Annotated in this window: 16 protein-coding genes; 8 read left to right on the top strand and 8 right to left on the bottom strand. The window is 37.3% G+C overall.

What is annotated here, in order from left to right; genetic code table 11:
* Positions 1-50: 50 nt before the first annotated feature.
* Positions 51-578 carry a shikimate kinase gene (locus tag AAOP42_RS16635; RefSeq protein WP_349529681.1) on the top strand — a complete coding sequence of 176 codons (528 nt, stop codon included), beginning with the start codon at positions 51-53 and terminating at the stop codon, positions 576-578.
* Here AAOP42_RS16635 and AAOP42_RS16640 read toward each other — a convergent pair.
* A complete protein-coding gene (locus AAOP42_RS16640) occupies positions 575-2,173 on the bottom strand; it encodes an OmpP1/FadL family transporter (RefSeq protein ID WP_349529682.1) in 1,599 nt (532 codons plus the stop codon). The two genes, AAOP42_RS16635 and AAOP42_RS16640, sit on opposite strands and share 4 nt — an antisense overlap.
* A 64-nt stretch (positions 2,174-2,237) precedes the next feature.
* Positions 2,238-3,719 (bottom strand): hypothetical protein, encoded by a 1,482-nt coding sequence (locus tag AAOP42_RS16645; protein ID WP_349529683.1) that lies wholly within the window; start codon positions 3,717-3,719, stop codon positions 2,238-2,240.
* A 130-nt stretch (positions 3,720-3,849) separates the two neighbouring features.
* On the opposite strand from AAOP42_RS16645, the gene proS reads away from it, so the two are divergent.
* From proS to floA, 3 genes are read left to right on the top strand one after another with little or no spacing between them, the layout of a single operon-like run.
* On the top strand, positions 3,850-5,328 hold the full coding sequence (gene proS, locus AAOP42_RS16650; protein ID WP_349529684.1) for a proline--tRNA ligase: 1,479 nt from the start codon (positions 3,850-3,852) through the stop codon (positions 5,326-5,328).
* Position 5,329: 1 nt separating this feature from the next.
* The gene (locus tag AAOP42_RS16655) at positions 5,330-5,800 is read left to right on the top strand and encodes an NfeD family protein (protein ID WP_349529685.1); all 471 of its coding nucleotides are present in this window, start codon (positions 5,330-5,332) and stop codon (positions 5,798-5,800) included.
* An 8-nt stretch (positions 5,801-5,808) separates the two neighbouring features.
* Positions 5,809-6,798 (top strand): flotillin-like protein FloA, encoded by a 990-nt coding sequence (gene floA / locus AAOP42_RS16660; RefSeq protein WP_349529686.1) that lies wholly within the window; start codon positions 5,809-5,811, stop codon positions 6,796-6,798.
* Between the two features lie 99 nt (positions 6,799-6,897).
* Here floA and AAOP42_RS16665 read toward each other — a convergent pair whose 3' ends face one another.
* From AAOP42_RS16665 to AAOP42_RS16690, 6 genes are all read right to left on the bottom strand, one after another.
* The gene (locus AAOP42_RS16665; protein ID WP_349529687.1) at positions 6,898-7,071 is read right to left on the bottom strand and encodes a hypothetical protein; all 174 of its coding nucleotides are present in this window, start codon (positions 7,069-7,071) and stop codon (positions 6,898-6,900) included.
* Entirely contained in the window at positions 7,058-8,605 is a 1,548-nt protein-coding gene (gene gltX, locus AAOP42_RS16670; protein WP_349529688.1) for a glutamate--tRNA ligase, read from the bottom strand. Before gltX ends, AAOP42_RS16665 begins: the two co-directional genes overlap by 14 nt.
* A gap of 88 nt (positions 8,606-8,693) precedes the next feature.
* Positions 8,694-9,071 (bottom strand): RidA family protein, encoded by a 378-nt coding sequence (locus AAOP42_RS16675; RefSeq protein WP_349529689.1) that lies wholly within the window; start codon positions 9,069-9,071, stop codon positions 8,694-8,696.
* A complete protein-coding gene (gene glmS / locus AAOP42_RS16680) occupies positions 9,072-10,907 on the bottom strand; it encodes a glutamine--fructose-6-phosphate transaminase (isomerizing) (protein WP_349529690.1) in 1,836 nt (611 codons plus the stop codon).
* Positions 10,908-10,913: 6 nt separating this feature from the next.
* Positions 10,914-12,263 carry a DUF4270 family protein gene (locus AAOP42_RS16685; RefSeq protein ID WP_349529691.1) on the bottom strand — a complete coding sequence of 450 codons (1,350 nt, stop codon included), beginning with the start codon at positions 12,261-12,263 and terminating at the stop codon, positions 10,914-10,916.
* The gene (locus AAOP42_RS16690) at positions 12,256-13,068 is read right to left on the bottom strand and encodes a glycogen/starch synthase (RefSeq protein WP_349529692.1); all 813 of its coding nucleotides are present in this window, start codon (positions 13,066-13,068) and stop codon (positions 12,256-12,258) included. The genes AAOP42_RS16685 and AAOP42_RS16690 overlap by 8 nt, the downstream gene beginning before the upstream one ends.
* 120 nt (positions 13,069-13,188) lie before the next feature.
* Here AAOP42_RS16690 and panC point away from each other — a divergent pair, with 120 nt between their 5' ends.
* Genes panC through AAOP42_RS16710 form a run of 4 tightly spaced genes read left to right on the top strand, consistent with a single transcriptional unit; the run spans position 13,189 to position 16,255 of the window.
* Positions 13,189-14,043, top strand: a complete 855-nt coding sequence (panC, locus tag AAOP42_RS16695) for a pantoate--beta-alanine ligase (protein ID WP_349529693.1) — start codon at positions 13,189-13,191, stop codon at positions 14,041-14,043.
* 6 nt (positions 14,044-14,049) lie between these two features.
* The gene (locus tag AAOP42_RS16700) at positions 14,050-15,069 is read left to right on the top strand and encodes a lysylphosphatidylglycerol synthase transmembrane domain-containing protein (protein WP_349529694.1); all 1,020 of its coding nucleotides are present in this window, start codon (positions 14,050-14,052) and stop codon (positions 15,067-15,069) included.
* Positions 15,053-15,541, top strand: coding sequence for a D-glycero-beta-D-manno-heptose 1-phosphate adenylyltransferase (rfaE2, locus tag AAOP42_RS16705; RefSeq protein WP_349529695.1), 489 nt, complete (start codon positions 15,053-15,055; stop codon positions 15,539-15,541). Before AAOP42_RS16700 ends, rfaE2 begins: the two co-directional genes overlap by 17 nt.
* A 3-nt stretch (positions 15,542-15,544) precedes the next feature.
* The gene (locus tag AAOP42_RS16710; RefSeq protein ID WP_349529696.1) at positions 15,545-16,255 is read left to right on the top strand and encodes a zinc metallopeptidase; all 711 of its coding nucleotides are present in this window, start codon (positions 15,545-15,547) and stop codon (positions 16,253-16,255) included.
* Positions 16,256-16,319: the final 64 nt, after the last annotated feature.

Raw genomic sequence — 16,319 nt, forward strand, 5'->3', positions numbered from 1 at the left:
CCATAGCACTTAAATTTGATGACTATTTTGAATATGATTACTCAAAAACATTGAACTTACCGAAAAAAATATTTCTTGTTGGCCTTCCAGGCAGTGGCAAAACCACATTCGGTAAAATGCTGTCCGATAAATTGAAAATTCCGTTTATCGACTTAGATAGTCAGATTGTTGAAAATCAACAAATGTCTATTCCTGAAATTTTCAAATCGAAAGGAGAAGAGGAATTTAGGATAATTGAAAGAAACAACCTCAAACTGACAATCGAAAACAACAACCAATTTTTGTTGGCAACTGGCGGTGGTGCTCCTTGTTTTTTCGATAACATGGCTACTATGATTTCATCAGGGTTTGTTATCTTCTTGAATGAAAATATAGATGAAATAGTAAGCCGTGTACTGACAGAAAAAAACACTCGCCCATTGATCGAAAAAACAGACAATAAGTCAATGTCACAAAACTTAAAGAATCTTTACGAAAAGAGACTGCCTTATTATTCTCAATCACATATCACACTCAATCCAAACGAAATCAAGGTAGGAGTAGCTTTAAAAAAATTAAATGCTTATTCCATGTCTTAGAATTTGAATCCAACAGTTACCGCCACATTGGTTGAACTATTTTTCACTCCAGCCAACGGCTCTGAACCATCTCCAAGATTATAGGGAGCAAATAAAGCATCCGATTTAGTACTAGTAACCGCTAAATCTACGTAATAATCCCGAACCCTATATCCTATACCTCCTGAAATACGCCTAATACTGTGGTCAATATTGGTATTGGTGTAAGGGTCTGCCTGATAAGAATACCCAGCCCTAAACCTGAATATGTCAAACCTAAATTCACCTCCCAATCTTAAGTTTGTAGTTGATTTATATAAATTGTTTATACTTCTATTATCCGCTGTAACAGAAAAATCATTGGACTTAAGTTGTGCATTTGAATAATCAACAAACTCAACATCTCCAGTAAGGAATCCACTTTTTCCTAAGAAAAAAGCCAAACCCATGCTCAGTTTCGATGGAGACCTTAAACTATAATTAGAAATTATCAAATCACTCTGATCACTAATTTCCCCTAGGCCTATTACTTCTCCACCCACATCATAAGAATAAGAAGAATTCCAATTTGTGGTAAATAGATAATCACTTTCTTCATTCAATGAACTAAAAGTTGGAGTAACATAGCTCAACCCTACTCTTAAAAAATCAACTGGCCTTACAATTACTCCTGCGGTGGCATTAATACCAATACCATTGATTCTTAGCCTATCATCAATCCGTAATTCATTGATAAGGTCATCTATAGAACCATCCTCAAAAGCAAACTGATCTTCGATGAAAGTTCTTTCCCTCGTATAGCTAATACTTTGAATGCCTAGTCCGCCTCCAAAATAAAATAAATCATCATAATTTGCTCCGTAAGAAATATTCCATTGATACTGCGCTCCTCTTGACCTCACAGACCCGGATTGTCGAGGAAGGGATGAAGGATTGGATTCTCGCCCAAATGGTGATCCATACCCCTCATATACACCGTCTCCCGGATTCGGATAGATCACTCCATTGTCTTCTATATAGTAAGGTTCGCTTGTGGGCAAATCGTAATCTGCCAAATCAATTAAAAAATGGTCGTAAGCTATGGCCTCCTGCCCTGATAAGTTTCCAGGGTTTGTAACCCCTGCGGTTTCTATAAATGAGTCGATAATTGAATTATCATTACTGAAGCCTTCGAAATTGAACTCATTGTGAAAATCATTTATTCTTTGAAATGACAAAGAAAATGAACCTCCTCTGAATTTGCCGGATTCAATATCTCTTTTGGTACTGTTAAAAACAACACCCATGTTATTGATATTGAAGTTGTTTTTAAAAGTATTCGTAGAATTTCCTCGAAATTGAGTATCTGACTCATGAAAATTAAATGAGGGGGTGAAAGAAAAAACTGAGTTATTGAAAAAACCTAACCCGGCAGGGTTAGAATTTGCCGAACTAATATCTCCTCCAAGAGCGATATGGCTGCCTCCTATTCCTTGTATTCTTGCCGTTCCTCCAGGATTTGTTCTGCTAAATAAAAGAGCCTCATTATATATACCAAATGATCCGGGCTCTACCTGTGCCAGTGCTGAAATTGAGCATAGCAATATCATTAAACCTAAACTGATTAGACTTTTCATTTTTAATGAGCGTTTTAAGTTTTGTATTTAGTCTGAAGATTAGTTAGTTGCCTATCCTCACATATTATCTTCGAGACCTGCTTGTCCCGGATGAGCTTCCTCCAGATATGCTTCTGCTTGGACTAGAGCCTGATGATGACCTACCCCCACTATAGCTACTTCCTGAAGAAGAACTACCGCCTGTTGAAAAAATACTCCTACTCCCTGAACTACTTCTTGTATTAGTATTATAGTTGGTTCTGGGAGCAATCGATTTATTAGTTGTAGAATATCTCCTTGTAGAGCTATTGGTAGAACTATTGTTGATAGAACGACTATTATTAGACCTGGTAGTTGTAGAAGGCCTACTATAGCTATTTGTTTGCTGATACCTACTAGAAGAACGAGAGTCTATACTGCTCTTGCTTTGAGGAGTATAATTTGTACTGTTTGAATATCTAATGCTTCTTCTGGTCACATCTGATGAATTACTTGAATTCACCACGGTTCTATTGCTTACTTTATAAGAGTTCTGAGACCTGGTTAGATACTCATTTTGAGTACTCGAAAAGTTTCGTGTTCTACCATTGGTAGGAGTATTGTTTACAATAACATTGTTGTTATTGTTGGTAGTCATTCGTCCTCCTCTTGATGAAGAAGCCACAGATGATGTAGTAGATGGCCTGGCAGCAACACTACTTCTTGAATTACCAGTTTGCACTGATGACCCTCTCAGGTTTCTGCCTCCTCTAACAACGTTTCTAGTAGAATAACTAACATGATCTCCATAACCATTGCCGTAATAGCCACCATAGTAATTACCATAATTATAGGCATAATAAGGTCTTGCCCATCTATTACCATAGTATCTTGGATAATAGCTATAAGCATATCCTCCATAGAATGGATCATAAAAACTGTTGAATGGACTATAAAATGGATCATAGAATGAGCTATAATATGGCCTAGAGTAAAATCCATTACCAAATCCAAACGTCAAACTAAAAGCACTTGACCAACCGTACCATGGGCTATATCCAATACTAAAAGCTGAACCATACCTATTCCAAGGATCATTGTAAAAATTATTATTAAACCTGCTTCCACCCACATATCCATTATAATAATTGTTGTTGATAACAGTAGGGCTTTCGTCACGTGTATATTTATCCGAGTTGTAATCATCTGTATAGTAATCCTGGCTACTGTATGTAGCATTGTCATACTCCTGAGAATCATTATCAGCAGAGCTTTTTGCCTGAGTCTTATACTTCTCAATGTATTCAGGGTTTACTTCTTTGGCAGAATATGAGTTTGTGCTATAAGTATTGTTCCTATAGGATTGATACGTTTGTTGAGCTTCGTTGGAATCAACATTGGCTAAGTCTGTCGATTGATACTGCTGGTTTACAGTACTGGCAGATAGAGGCTTTTCAGCTTTCACACGATCTTTAGATGAAAAGTACATGTCATCGTATTCTGACGACTGGGCATTTATGGTTGTACCAAAGCCGGATACTACTACGGCTGCACAACTTGCGATGATTCTTATTTTTAGTGATTTCATTTTACCCTCCTTTTTTAAAGCCAAACATTGATTTTTATTATACGACAAAAAACTATATTTGTGCCCCCATAACGGGATTATTTTTCTTCAGTATAAACACAATATCCATACCAACTTTTAAATATAACAAATGAGCAAGGGTTTACCAAAAAGAAGTGAGGACTATTCTCAGTGGTATAATGAACTAGTAAAAAAAGCAGATCTAGCAGAAAACTCCCCTGTAAGAGGCTGTATGGTGATAAAACCCTTTGGATTTTCTATTTGGGAAAAAATGCAAAGTGCCTTAGATGCCAAATTTAAGGACACTGGACACGAAAATGCATACTTTCCACTTTTTATACCAAAATCATACTTAAGTAAGGAAGCCGACCATGTGGAGGGCTTTGCGAAAGAATGTGCGGTGGTTACTCACTACAGATTGAAAAATGCTGAAGATGGTTCCGGAGTAATAGTTGATCCAGAAGCCAAGCTCGAAGAAGAACTAATTGTTAGACCTACCTCCGAAACTGTAATTTGGAGCACTTATAAAAACTGGATTCAATCCTACAGAGATTTACCTTTACTGATCAACCAATGGGCCAATGTAGTACGGTGGGAAATGAGAACAAGGCTCTTTTTGAGAACTACAGAATTTCTATGGCAAGAAGGGCATACTGCACATGCTACAAAACAAGAGGCAATTGATGAAACCCGACAAATTCTGGATGTATATGCTGATTTCGTTGAGCAGCACATGGCATTACCAGTGCTCAAAGGTGTGAAAACAGAAAGCGAAAGGTTCGCCGGTGCTGTTGACACTTATTGTATTGAAACACTAATGCAAGATGGAAAAGCACTACAAGCAGGAACTTCCCATTTCTTAGGACAGAATTTCGCAAAAGCTTTTGATGTAAAATTTACGAATCAGGAAGGAAAACTTGACTTGGTCTGGGGTACATCCTGGGGTGTGAGCACCAGATTGATGGGAGCACTTATTATGGCTCACTCTGATGACAATGGTTTGGTATTGCCTCCTCGTTTAGCTCCATTTCAGGTTGTAATTGTACCTATTTTCAAAAATGATGAGCAACTTGAGGCCATTGAGAAAAAAGCAAATGAAATCAAGGAAAACCTTAAAGCAAAAGGAATTGTTGTAAAGTACGATGGCCGCAAAACACATAAACCCGGATGGAAATTTGCGGAATATGAGTTGAAGGGAATTCCCGTTAGAATAGCAATTGGTCCCAAAGACTTGGAAAATAATACTGTAGAAGTTGCCAGAAGAGACTTGTTAGAAAAAAACATTATCCCACTGGATGATCAATTTTCCACTGGTATAGAAACATTGCTGGCAGATATTCATCAAACCATTTATAAAAAAGCAGAACAATTTAGAGCTGACAATACACACCATGCAGATAGCTACAATGAATTTAAAGACATTATAAAAAATAAGGGTGGGTTTATTTACGCTCACTGGGATGGTACACCAGAAACCGAAGAAAAAATTAAAGAAGAAACCAAAGCTACAATTCGTTGTATTCCTTTAGATTACGGTGGTGAAACAGGTAAATGCATTTACTCTGGAAATCCATCTAAAGGAAGAGTAATTTTTGCCAAAGCTTATTGAAATGATTGAGTGGGTAATTATAGCATCATTGATCCTCGTAGGGATAGCACTAGTTGTCGTTGAGATAATTTTTGTCCCCGGTACTACTATAGTTGGAATATTGGGGTTTGCATTGGGTGGATATGGAATATATTTGGGATATGATTACTTTGGGAGTACATCTGGGCACATTATTCTTGTAGCATCTGTTTTGTTGGCTTTTGCTGCTATACTTTATAGCTTTAAATCTGATGTCTGGAAGAGATTCTCAAATAAAAGCGTGATAAGTTCCAAAGTAAACGAAGGACTTACATCGGGATTGAAAGAAGGAGATGTGGGAGAGTCTGTATCATCCCTAAAACCAATAGGAAAAGCACTTTTTGGTGACAAAGAATATGAAGTAAGTTCGAGAGGTAATTTTATTACAGAAAAACAATCTGTCAAGATTATTAAAATTGACAAAAACAAAATTTATGTGGAATCTAACAATTAAATGATACAATGGAAATGACCGTTTTACTATTAGCCGTTTTTGGGGGGATAATTTTATTTTTTATTTTCCTCTACTTTGTGCCCGTCAACCTCTGGATTACAGCTCAATTTTCCGGAGTGAAAGTTGGTCTCGCTGAATTGGTGTTTATGAGAATAAGAAAAGTGCCGCCTTCAATAGTCGTCAATTCGTTGATTACAGTTACAAAGGCTGGAATCCAGGTTACCACGAATCAATTGGAAACACATTACTTGGCTGGAGGTCATGTGCCATCAGTCATAAAAGCATTGATTTCTGCTGAGAAAGCAAACATTGCACTTGATTTTAATCAAGCTGCCGCTATTGACCTTGCGGGTAGAGATGTATTTGAAGCGGTACAAATTTCCGTTAATCCTAAGGTAATTACCACTCCAAGGGTAGCTGCAGTAGCATCTGACGGAATACAGCTTATAGCAGTCGCAAGAGTAACAGTAAGAGCAAACCTTGCTCAATTGGTAGGTGGTGCTGGTGAAGACACTATCTTGGCCAGGGTAGGTGAAGGAATCGTAACTTCCATTGGATCGGCTTTAACACATAAAGAAGTACTCGAAAATCCCGATAAAATCTCTAAGTTGGTCTTGTCCAGAGGGCTTGATGCCGGAACGGCTTTCGAAATATTATCCATCGATATTGCCGATGTAGATGTAGGTAAAAACATTGGTGCTGATTTGCAAACAGATCAGGCAGCAGCTGACTTAAAAGTAGCTGAAGCAAAAGCTGAAGAAAGAAGAGCAATGGCTGTAGCAGTTGAGCAGGAAATGAAAGCCAAAGCTCAGGAAGCTCGTGCAAAAGTTATTTTGGAAGAAGCTGAAATACCTAAAGCAATTGCTGACGCTTTCAGAAGTGGCAACTTAGGTGTGATGGATTATTATAAAATGCAAAACATTCAGGCTGATACTGATATGAGAGAATCAATTTCTAAACCTCAGTCAGGATCATCAAAAAAACCGGATAAGAAATAACTTTTTTATAGAAGGCATTTAAAAAAAGGCTGTTTCGATTATAATCGAAACAGCCTTTTTTTGAACTCATTTGAAAATCACCACTATGAGCAAAACTCTCTAATCAGGCTTTTTCCGGTTTTGTAGTTTTTTGTCTTCTACGTTTTTATTCAGAAAATCATTCAACTTGTCTATGTCAAATGATGTTTTAATTTCACCAAAAGCATTTACCTCTACATCAAAGCCTTCCAGTTCAGAATCTACTTTTGGTTTTTTATTTTTACCGTGCGTCATTAATTATTTTATCAAATTCAGTCATTGCTGAATATATACGACTGACTGTTTCCTGTGTTCCAAGTATCTCCATGATTTTCATAAGGTCAGGTCCACCTTGCTCGCCAGATACAGCCACACGAAGTAGTTGCATTACTGAGCCTGCACCCACATTGTTTTTCTCTGCAGCAGCATTCAGTTTCTCCTGAAATCCGTCGGATGTCTCTTGATCCGTTGCGTTTAATGATTCGGCAAAATAAGTCAATACATTTTTGGCTTCTCCCTTCCATCTTTTTCTGATTACCTTCTCGTCGTAAGATTTCGGAGTTGTGAAAAAGTATATCCCTTTTTCTAAAAGTTCGGGGATCAGGTCAATCCTTTCACGAAGCAAATCTGCTATTGCCAGGGCTTTCTCCGGGCTACAATCAAAACCCGCTTCTTTTGCCAATCGTGATACATTACTAGCCAATAATTCTATGGGCTGTTTTCGGATATATTGCTGGTTAAACCAAATGGCTTTTTGTATGTCAAATTTAGCTCCTGATTTGTTGATTCTTTCTATTGAAAACTCTTCTATCAACTGCTCCAAGGAGAATATTTCTTCTTCCGTGCCAGGATTCCAACCTAAGAAAGCAAGAAAATTGACAAATGCATCTCGCAAATAGCCCTCTTCTCTAAAGCCTTTCAGTTCACTGTCTTCATCTTTCACCTTCCATTCTAATGGAAAAATTGGAAACCCATGTTTTTGTGCATCCCTTTTGCTCAGTTTTCCATTTCCATCTGGCTTTAGCAAAAGTGGTAAGTGTGCAAATTTTGGCATGCTATCTTCCCAGCCAAGATATTGGTATAACAATACGTGAAGGGGCGCAGAAGGCAACCATTCTTCTCCACGTATTACATGCGAAATTTTCATAAGGTAATCATCCACCACATTAGCAAGATGGTAGGTTGGCATTCCGTCGGACTTCATGAGCACCTTATCATCCATGGTAGAAGAATGCACCATTACCCATCCCCTGATCATGTCATTCAGTCTTATCTCTTCTTTGGGAGGAACTTTAATCCTGATGACATAAGGTTCTCCAGCTTCCAGTTTTTGCTCTACCTCTTCCTTAGAAAGGGTAAGAGAATTTTTCATCGAATTTCTGGAAATGCTATTGTAGTTTAAAGAATTGGCCTTTGCCTCCTTCAGTTTCTCCCGCATTGCATCCAACTCTTCTGCAGTATCAAAAGCATAATACGCCTTGCCTTCTTCAAGCAACCTATTTACATGTTCTTTGTACAACTCTTTTCTTTCAGACTGAATATAAGGGCCATAGGGGCCTCCAGCCAATGGGCTTTCGTCCGGAACAATCCCACACCAAGCCAGTGATTCATTGATATAGTTTTCTGCCTCAGGAACATATCTTGACTGATCGGTATCCTCGATTCTGAGGATCATTTTTCCATTGTTCTTTTTTGCAAATAAATAATTGTACAGTGCCGTTCGGACACCTCCTATATGCAATACACCTGTTGGGCTGGGTGCAAACCGGACTCTCACTTCCTTCTCCATTTTGTTGGATTTTTTTATTTGAAGCGCAAAAGTATGAATAACATTTTTCTAATGTTATTCAAAATAGTAAAAACTGGATGTAGTAAAGCTAAAGGACAGCAATACAAGAAATTTCCACCCTTACATCTTTTGGCAATCGACTCACTTCCACTGTTTCCCTGGCAGGAGGATTCTCTTGAAAATACTTTCCGTATGCCTCATTTATCTTTCCAAAATCAGACATATCCTTTACGAATATGGAGCATTTTACCACGCTGGTAAAGTCTGTCCCTGCCTCGGTAAGTATTGCAGAAAGATTTTTCATTACCATTTCGGTTTCCTCCTCGATAGTCCCTTCTACAAGGTTTCCGGTTGTTGGATCCAAAGGTATTTGCCCTGATACATAAAGTGTATTTCCAGCCATAGTAGCCTGACTGTATGGACCTATCGGACTTGGTGCGCCGGATGAGTTGATTATTTTGTGCATTTATTCTACAGTTACAGATTTAGCAAGGTTTCTTGGCTGATCTACATTGCAGCCTCTCATAAGGGCAATGTGGTATGATAATAATTGAAGTGGAACTACAGACACTAAAGGCATTAGTGCTTCGTGACAGGCTGGCACTTCAATAACAAAGTCAGCCATTTTTGGAATTAACACATCTCCTTCAGTCACCACTGCGATTACTATACCCTTTCTGGCTTTTACTTCCTGAATGTTGGATATAATTTTATCGTAAGAACTATCACTTGTGGCAATGACTACCACAGGCATATTTTCATCTATCAATGCTATGGGGCCATGTTTCATTTCTGCTGCCGGATATCCTTCGGCATGAATGTATGAAATTTCTTTCAACTTCAGTGCTCCTTCAAGCGCAACCGGAAAATTAAATCCTCGTCCGAGATACAGAAAATTTCTTGCATCCTTAAATAAATCAGAAATGTATTCAATCTTGGCATTGGATTTCAAGACGGATTTTATCTTTTCAGGTATGCTTTCTAATTCTGACAGCAACTCATGGTACAACTCTTTTGTGATGGTTCCCTTGCGGTCAGCAATCCTAAGAACAATCATAGTAAGTACAGTCAATTGGGCGGTAAATGCTTTTGTACTTGCTACTCCTATTTCCGGACCAGCGTGAAGATAAGCACCTTCGTCAGTAATTCTGGAAATGGAAGAACCTACAGCATTAACTACTCCAAGAATTATAGCTCCTTTTGATTTGGCCAATTCGAGAGCTGCCATGGTATCCGCCGTTTCTCCTGATTGAGAAATGGCAATAACTATATCTCCTTCATTTATTACCGGGTTGCGATACCTGAACTCCGAGGCATATTCTACTTCTACAGGTATTCTACAATATTCTTCGAATAAATACTCTGCTACCAACCCTGCATGCCACGATGTGCCACATGCGATGATTACAATTCTTTTGGAATTTACCAGAGCTTCAGAATATTTGCTTATTCCACCTAGCACCAGATTACCCTTTTTAGCATCCAGCCTGCCACGCATACAATCGGCTATGGAGTTGGGCTGCTCAAAAATCTCTTTTAACATAAAATGATCATAACCACCTTTCTCAATCTGAGCTAGATCCATATCCAACTGTTGGATGTACGGGGTAAGTGCTACGTCATCAATATTTTTGATTGACAAATCATTTCTTGTAATTATTGCAATTTCATCATCATTGAGGTAAATAACGTCTTTGGTATATTCTATTATGGGAGTGGCATCTGACGCAACGAAGTATTCTCCTTTGCCAACGCCTATTACCATAGGACTTCCTTTTCTGGCAGCAATTAGCATGTCCGGATTATCAGCAGACATAATCACAATGGCATAAGCCCCTACTACTTTTGATAAAGCAATGCGAACTGCTTCCTCCAAACTACAATCATTCTCCTTTTTTATATCCTCAATGAAAGATATTAAAACTTCTGTATCTGTATCGCTATGGAACTTGTATCCTTTATCACTCAGGTCTTTTTTTATCGCACCATAATTCTCAATAATACCATTATGGATTATAGCTAATTTTTTGCCTGATGAGCAATGAGGGTGAGAGTTTCTATCACTTGGCTCTCCATGTGTCGCCCAGCGGGTATGGCCAATGCCTATTGTGCTTTGTGGTATTATTTCCCCAACGAAATTTTCTAAGTCCGTTACTTTACCCTTTTTCTTATAAATATTAAGGCTGCCATTATGTAATGCCACTCCTGTACTATCGTATCCACGATACTCAAGTCTTTTTAAGCCATTTATTAAAATTGGGTAAGCCTGATGATCACCTAAGTAAGCAACAATTCCACACATAAGATATTAATTAGGAATAGTGTAATATACTTTGAGTTTGATGCCTGATTTTTCAAAAACACTTTGATTCATGCTCGTAATGTCAGAGGGAACCATTAGTAGTTTTTCAACATCAATAGCATCTGCATTTATCAATTGGGTAAACAATGTTATTTCCGTTTCATAGGCAGATTCATCTTCATTCGGAACTGCAGAAGCCGGAACAGAACTATTAGAAAGGTAGCCATTGTTGGATAATATTACCCTGGAAGTACTATTTGAAACATTGCCACCATCTTTTATAAAAAAGAACCTTGAATTATCCACCTGACTTATATATTCATTATGAACAATATCAAAAAAAGCAGGAATTTCTATGTCACACCTGTTGATAATAATATTACCCTGATCTGCCAGAAACTGTTTTAATGGTGATATGTCAATCTTTGGATAGATACCCGTAGCTGATTGCAAATACACTTTACCATTGTCAAGATCGAATGACTCAAAATTCTCATCAGCAATGCTCAGATCAGAACTGCTGCGATCCGTTGAAATCGCATTGAACCTTACTGCATTAACAAAATTGAAATTGACAGACAAAGAATCAAGAATTGTAGAATCTTGCTGTACATTTTCTATTTGTTTGATCTGATAATATACCGACAACTTTGTATCGGCATGAGCAGGATCAAAACCAAGAATTGCAGAATTGCCAGACTCTGGAATCAATGCGATACCCCTGAGTTGATTAATGATAGAATCTCCACTTATGGAACCAACTGAGGATTCCCTAAAGAATTTTAAAGTTTCTTCTCCAAAAACATCAAGATTTATCTTCAGCAAAGTGTCCACTTCAGGATCAACCTGAAAAGACTTTTCCCCATAAAGCTTACTGTCTTCATCAACTATAGCAGGAAACTTGGAAAGATAAAAAACACCGTTAAACAAAGTATCATTTATCTGTTTTACCTTGATTGATTGAGTTTGAGAGAAGTTGTTGGAATGAAAATAATTGTACCTCAACTGTAGGATTACCGAATCAATTTCATAATCAAAAACTTGTTTGCCGTCCGTGGTTAAACTATCGTCTTTTCTTTGGAAAGTAAATGAAGATAAAGCCAATTGAGAAAAAGCAGAAGAAGAAGTATTGCCAAAAACCGGATCGTTGTACTGACCTACCAGTAATCTGCGGTCAGCATCTGTCCGCAAGCTATCAATGAATACATTGGTAGAGGGTAAACTTATTTCTTCATACAAAACATCAATTTGTGTTCCTTCTGAATTCAAAGACAGACCAACTTCACTAGGGTCTTCACACGATAATAAGCCAGCAACTATAGCAAAAAGCAGTACTGCGTGACAGATTCTATCCAACAAGGTCATTATATAAGTTATAGTAAGAGTCTAAGAAGTTTTCGTCATTCTCAATGGTGTCAAATTTTTTCTCTTTAGAAATATCTAACATCAATTTATTCAATACTTCACCTGTATCCTCCTTAGATTTGATTACAGCATCGGCATATTCCATTCCCAATCTGATAAAACCTTCAAAATCGGCAGATTTCAGGTTGTCAAGCATATTTTCCTCAATATCCATCATCATTACCTTGCCAATGAGGTCACTGCCAAATTTATGCTCAAACGAGTTGTCATATACTGTAAATACCGTTTTAGCATTTTTAAAAATAGGATCGTTTTTGTAGGTAGTGTTGATGTACAAAGGAATCAAACTTGTCATCCAATCATTACAATGAACAATATCTGGAGCCCAGCCAAGTTTTTTCACAGTTTCCAAGACTCCTTTGCAAAAGAAAATTGCCCTTTCATCATTGTCTTCATGGAAGTTTTTCTGCTTATCAAAAAAGACTGACTTTCTGTGAAAATAATCTTCATTATCTATGAAGTACACTTGTAATTTTGCATTAGGAATTGAAGCAACTTTTATAATTAGAGGCTTCTCCTCATCCCCCACTGAAATGTTGATTCCTGAAAGTCTTACCACCTCATGTAGTCTGTTTTTTCTTTCGTTGATCAACCCAAACCGTGGTACTAAAATTCTAATTTCCATTCCCCTTTCCTGCATAGCTTGTGGCAGTTGTCTTACGAACTCAGCTACTTCTGTAGTTTGTAGAAAGGGGTTTATTTCACTTGCAACATAAAGAATTTTACACTTTGACATAAACCTTGAATTTTAGATACATTATTTAAAAATGACCACAAAATTACACTATTTTTGGCTTTTTCTCAATAATAATGCCTAATTCCATTTAAGGGACGCCTACAATACATTAAAAATTCCATGAAAGTTTTTGATTCTATAGGTTCTGTACGTTCTTTTTTGAATGACAAAAGACGACAAGGAAGCCAAATTGGGCTTGTTCCTACTATGGGATCACTACACAAAGGCCATTTTAACCTGATCAAGCTGGCAGCAAAAAACAATAATATAGTGGTAGTAAGTATTTTTGTAAATCCAACTCAATTTAACAAAAAGGAAGATTTGCAGAATTATCCCAGAGATTTGGACAAAGACATTAAAGCCCTGGAAAACATCGGTTGTCAGGCAGTTTTTGTTCCTTCTGAAAGGGAAATGTATCCATCCAATCGAACTTTGACTTTCGAGGTTGGTTATATAGGAAAAATAATGGAAGGAAAATTTCGACCCGGACATTTTGCCGGAGTAGCCCTCATAGTCACCAAGCTTTTTAATGTCATAGCTCCAAACTATGCATATTTTGGCCAAAAGGATTTACAACAACTGGTTCTTATTAAAAATTTGGTAAGAGAGCTAAACTTTGATCTGGAAATAGTAGAAGTCCCTACCGTAAGGGAAGCAAGTGGGTTGGCTATGTCGTCAAGAAATCAACGACTAAATGGGCAGGAAAAGAATCTTGCTGCAAATATTTATAAAGGATTGCAAATTTTAAAAAATAAAATCGTTTCAGGAATTGGTTTAGAAACTTCAATATCAGAAACAAAAGAATTTTATAAAAATGTGGAGGGATTTGACCTTGAATATCTTGAAATAGTAAGAAAATCTGATCTTTTGCCAATAAGCAAATTTAATTCTGATATCGAAACCGCTTTGTGTGTAGCAGGATATGTCGCAGATGTTAGGTTACTGGACAACCTGTGTATCAACCCTAAAGTCTGAGTTTCGATGAATATAAAATCCATATTAAAATATCTAATTCCTCTTGTCCTGGCTATAGTTCTTCTTTTTTATGCTTTTAAAAATGTAGATTATTCAGAATTTATAGCTAAGGCCTCTGAAGTCAATTATATGTGGGTAATTGCTTCTATAGCGATCTCACTAATCAGCCACTGGTTGAGGGCATATAGATGGAATATTCTTTTATCACCCTTTGGTTTTAAATTGAAATCAGGACGTACATTTCTGGCGGTAATGACGGGATATTTGGCAAACCTGGCCTTCCCCAGAATAGGTGAAGTGACCAGATGTGGAGTATTGAAAAAAAACGATGATGTACCAATGTCTTTTTCATTTGGAACGGTAATCACAGAAAGAATCATTGACTTTTTTATTTTGCTTTTCCTCATCCTTTTAGATTTTATTTTAGAATTTGAAAAAGTCTTTGGCTTTTTTTCAGAAACACTTGGATTCGAACAAATTTTTCAAAACAAAATATTTATTGCTTTTGGCATTGGTTTTTTTCTAATAATGGCTTTTGCAGGCTTCTTTTTGGTGAAGTATTTTATAAAGATGGAAATTGAAAATGCATTTTTTAATAAAATCAGAACCTTTATAAAAGAAATGATGAATGGCCTGTTTTCCCTCAGAAAAATCAAAAATGTTTATGGCTTTGTCCTTTCAACCTTAGGAATATGGGTGCTTTATTATCTCATGAGTTATATCATTGTATTTTCAATGGGAGAAACGTCCGAACTGGGAATATTGGCAGGATTGTCCATTTTGGTTGCAGGAGGAATAGCAATGGCTATACCAGTTCAAGGTGGGATTGGAACTTATCACGCATTCATTACCGGCATTTTATTGCTTTACGGAATACAACAAAGTACAGGGCTGTTCTTCGCTACACTGCTTCATGCTTCACAGGTATTTTCTATCCTGTTTTTTGGAGGACTCTGTGTATTAATTTCTGTTTTTGTTTCTAAAAATAAATCTTCAAATTCGCAGAAAAATGCAAACGGAAAATAAAATATCGACCCCACAGCAGGCATTGGAAAAAATCAATGTTTGGAAAAGTGAAGGAGTACCAATTATTTTTACCAATGGATGTTTTGACATTCTCCATGTAGGTCATGTAGATTATTTACAAAAGGCCAAAAATATTGGGGGAAAATTGGTTATTGGTGTAAACACAGACAAATCTGTAAGGAGAATAAAGGGAGATAACAGGCCAATTGTTGATGAAAACGCACGAATGAGAGTTCTCGCTTCTTTGGAGTTTGTGGACTGTGTAACTTGGTTTGAGGAAGACACTCCTTTGGAACTAATCAGTTGCTTATTACCCGATGTTTTAGTGAAAGGAAATGATTATTCTATTGACAACATTGTAGGGGCAGATATCGTAATGGAACACGGAGGAAGAGTAGATACTATATCTTTGGTAGAAGGCTATTCCACTTCAAATATTGTAGATAAAATTATAAAGATAAAACAAGGTTAAATTATGTTACTAATTTTCATAGTCTTCTTTATCGTTGGCCTGTATGTCAGCAATAAATTAAAAAGGAAGTTTAAGAAGTACTCTCAGATTGGATTGCAATCTGGTCTTTCAGGAAGAGAAATTGCGGAAATGATGCTTAAGGATCATGGCATCTATGACGTAGAAGTTATTTCTGTCCCAGGTCACTTGTCCGACCACTACAACCCTGGTAACAGGACTGTCAATTTGAGCCCTGAAGTGTATAGTGGAAGAAATGCTGCTGCTGCTGCAGTGGCTTCTCACGAATGCGGACACGCAGTGCAACATGCTACAGCCTATTCCATGCTTGAATTCAGATCTGCCATGGTACCCATCCAAAATGTAAGTGCCCGAATTCTCAATTTTATCTTAATCGGAATGTTTCTATTTGGAAGTTTCTTTTATTCAATGGGAATGAATACTATCTTTTTGGTTGTTGTTGCTTGCCAGTTTGTCATTACTTTGTTTTCATTGGTTACCTTGCCGGTAGAGTTTGATGCAAGCAAAAGAGCCTTGGCATGGATAGACCAACGGGGAATTGTCAACAGTCAGGAACATGACATGGCTAAAGACGCACTTCACTGGGCAGCAATGACCTATGTGGTAGCTGCTTTAGCTGCTGTTGAACGAACCTCCTTCGTCGGAAGCCCTTCGGGGAATGCCAAAGAACTTCTAACTTCGGAGTTCACAAAATAAGAATTGAAGTTATGAAAAAAAAGTAAAACAATCATTGAAAAAGCATGTGAACAAGTACCTAATT

The sequence above is a fragment of the Reichenbachiella sp. MALMAid0571 genome (assembly GCF_040151475.1).
In the GTDB taxonomy this organism is placed as follows: Bacteria; Bacteroidota; Bacteroidia; order Cytophagales; family Cyclobacteriaceae; genus CAXBNB01.

Coding starts and splice junctions, on each gene's coding strand:
- AAOP42_RS16640 (WP_349529682.1), bottom strand. CDS start 2,173: ATGAAAAGTCTAATCAGTTTAGGTTTAATGATATTGCTATGCTCAATT.
- AAOP42_RS16645 (WP_349529683.1), bottom strand. CDS start 3,719: ATGAAATCACTAAAAATAAGAATCATCGCAAGTTGTGCAGCCGTAGTA.
- proS (WP_349529684.1), top strand. CDS start 3,850: ATGAGCAAGGGTTTACCAAAAAGAAGTGAGGACTATTCTCAGTGGTAT.
- AAOP42_RS16655 (WP_349529685.1), top strand. CDS start 5,330: ATGATTGAGTGGGTAATTATAGCATCATTGATCCTCGTAGGGATAGCA.
- floA (WP_349529686.1), top strand. CDS start 5,809: ATGGAAATGACCGTTTTACTATTAGCCGTTTTTGGGGGGATAATTTTA.
- AAOP42_RS16665 (WP_349529687.1), bottom strand. CDS start 7,071: ATGACGCACGGTAAAAATAAAAAACCAAAAGTAGATTCTGAACTGGAA.
- gltX (WP_349529688.1), bottom strand. CDS start 8,605: ATGGAGAAGGAAGTGAGAGTCCGGTTTGCACCCAGCCCAACAGGTGTA.
- AAOP42_RS16675 (WP_349529689.1), bottom strand. CDS start 9,071: ATGCACAAAATAATCAACTCATCCGGCGCACCAAGTCCGATAGGTCCA.
- glmS (WP_349529690.1), bottom strand. CDS start 10,907: ATGTGTGGAATTGTTGCTTACTTAGGTGATCATCAGGCTTACCCAATT.
- AAOP42_RS16690 (WP_349529692.1), bottom strand. CDS start 13,068: ATGTCAAAGTGTAAAATTCTTTATGTTGCAAGTGAAATAAACCCCTTT.
- panC (WP_349529693.1), top strand. CDS start 13,189: ATGAAAGTTTTTGATTCTATAGGTTCTGTACGTTCTTTTTTGAATGAC.
- AAOP42_RS16700 (WP_349529694.1), top strand. CDS start 14,050: ATGAATATAAAATCCATATTAAAATATCTAATTCCTCTTGTCCTGGCT.
- rfaE2 (WP_349529695.1), top strand. CDS start 15,053: ATGCAAACGGAAAATAAAATATCGACCCCACAGCAGGCATTGGAAAAA.
- AAOP42_RS16710 (WP_349529696.1), top strand. CDS start 15,545: ATGTTACTAATTTTCATAGTCTTCTTTATCGTTGGCCTGTATGTCAGC.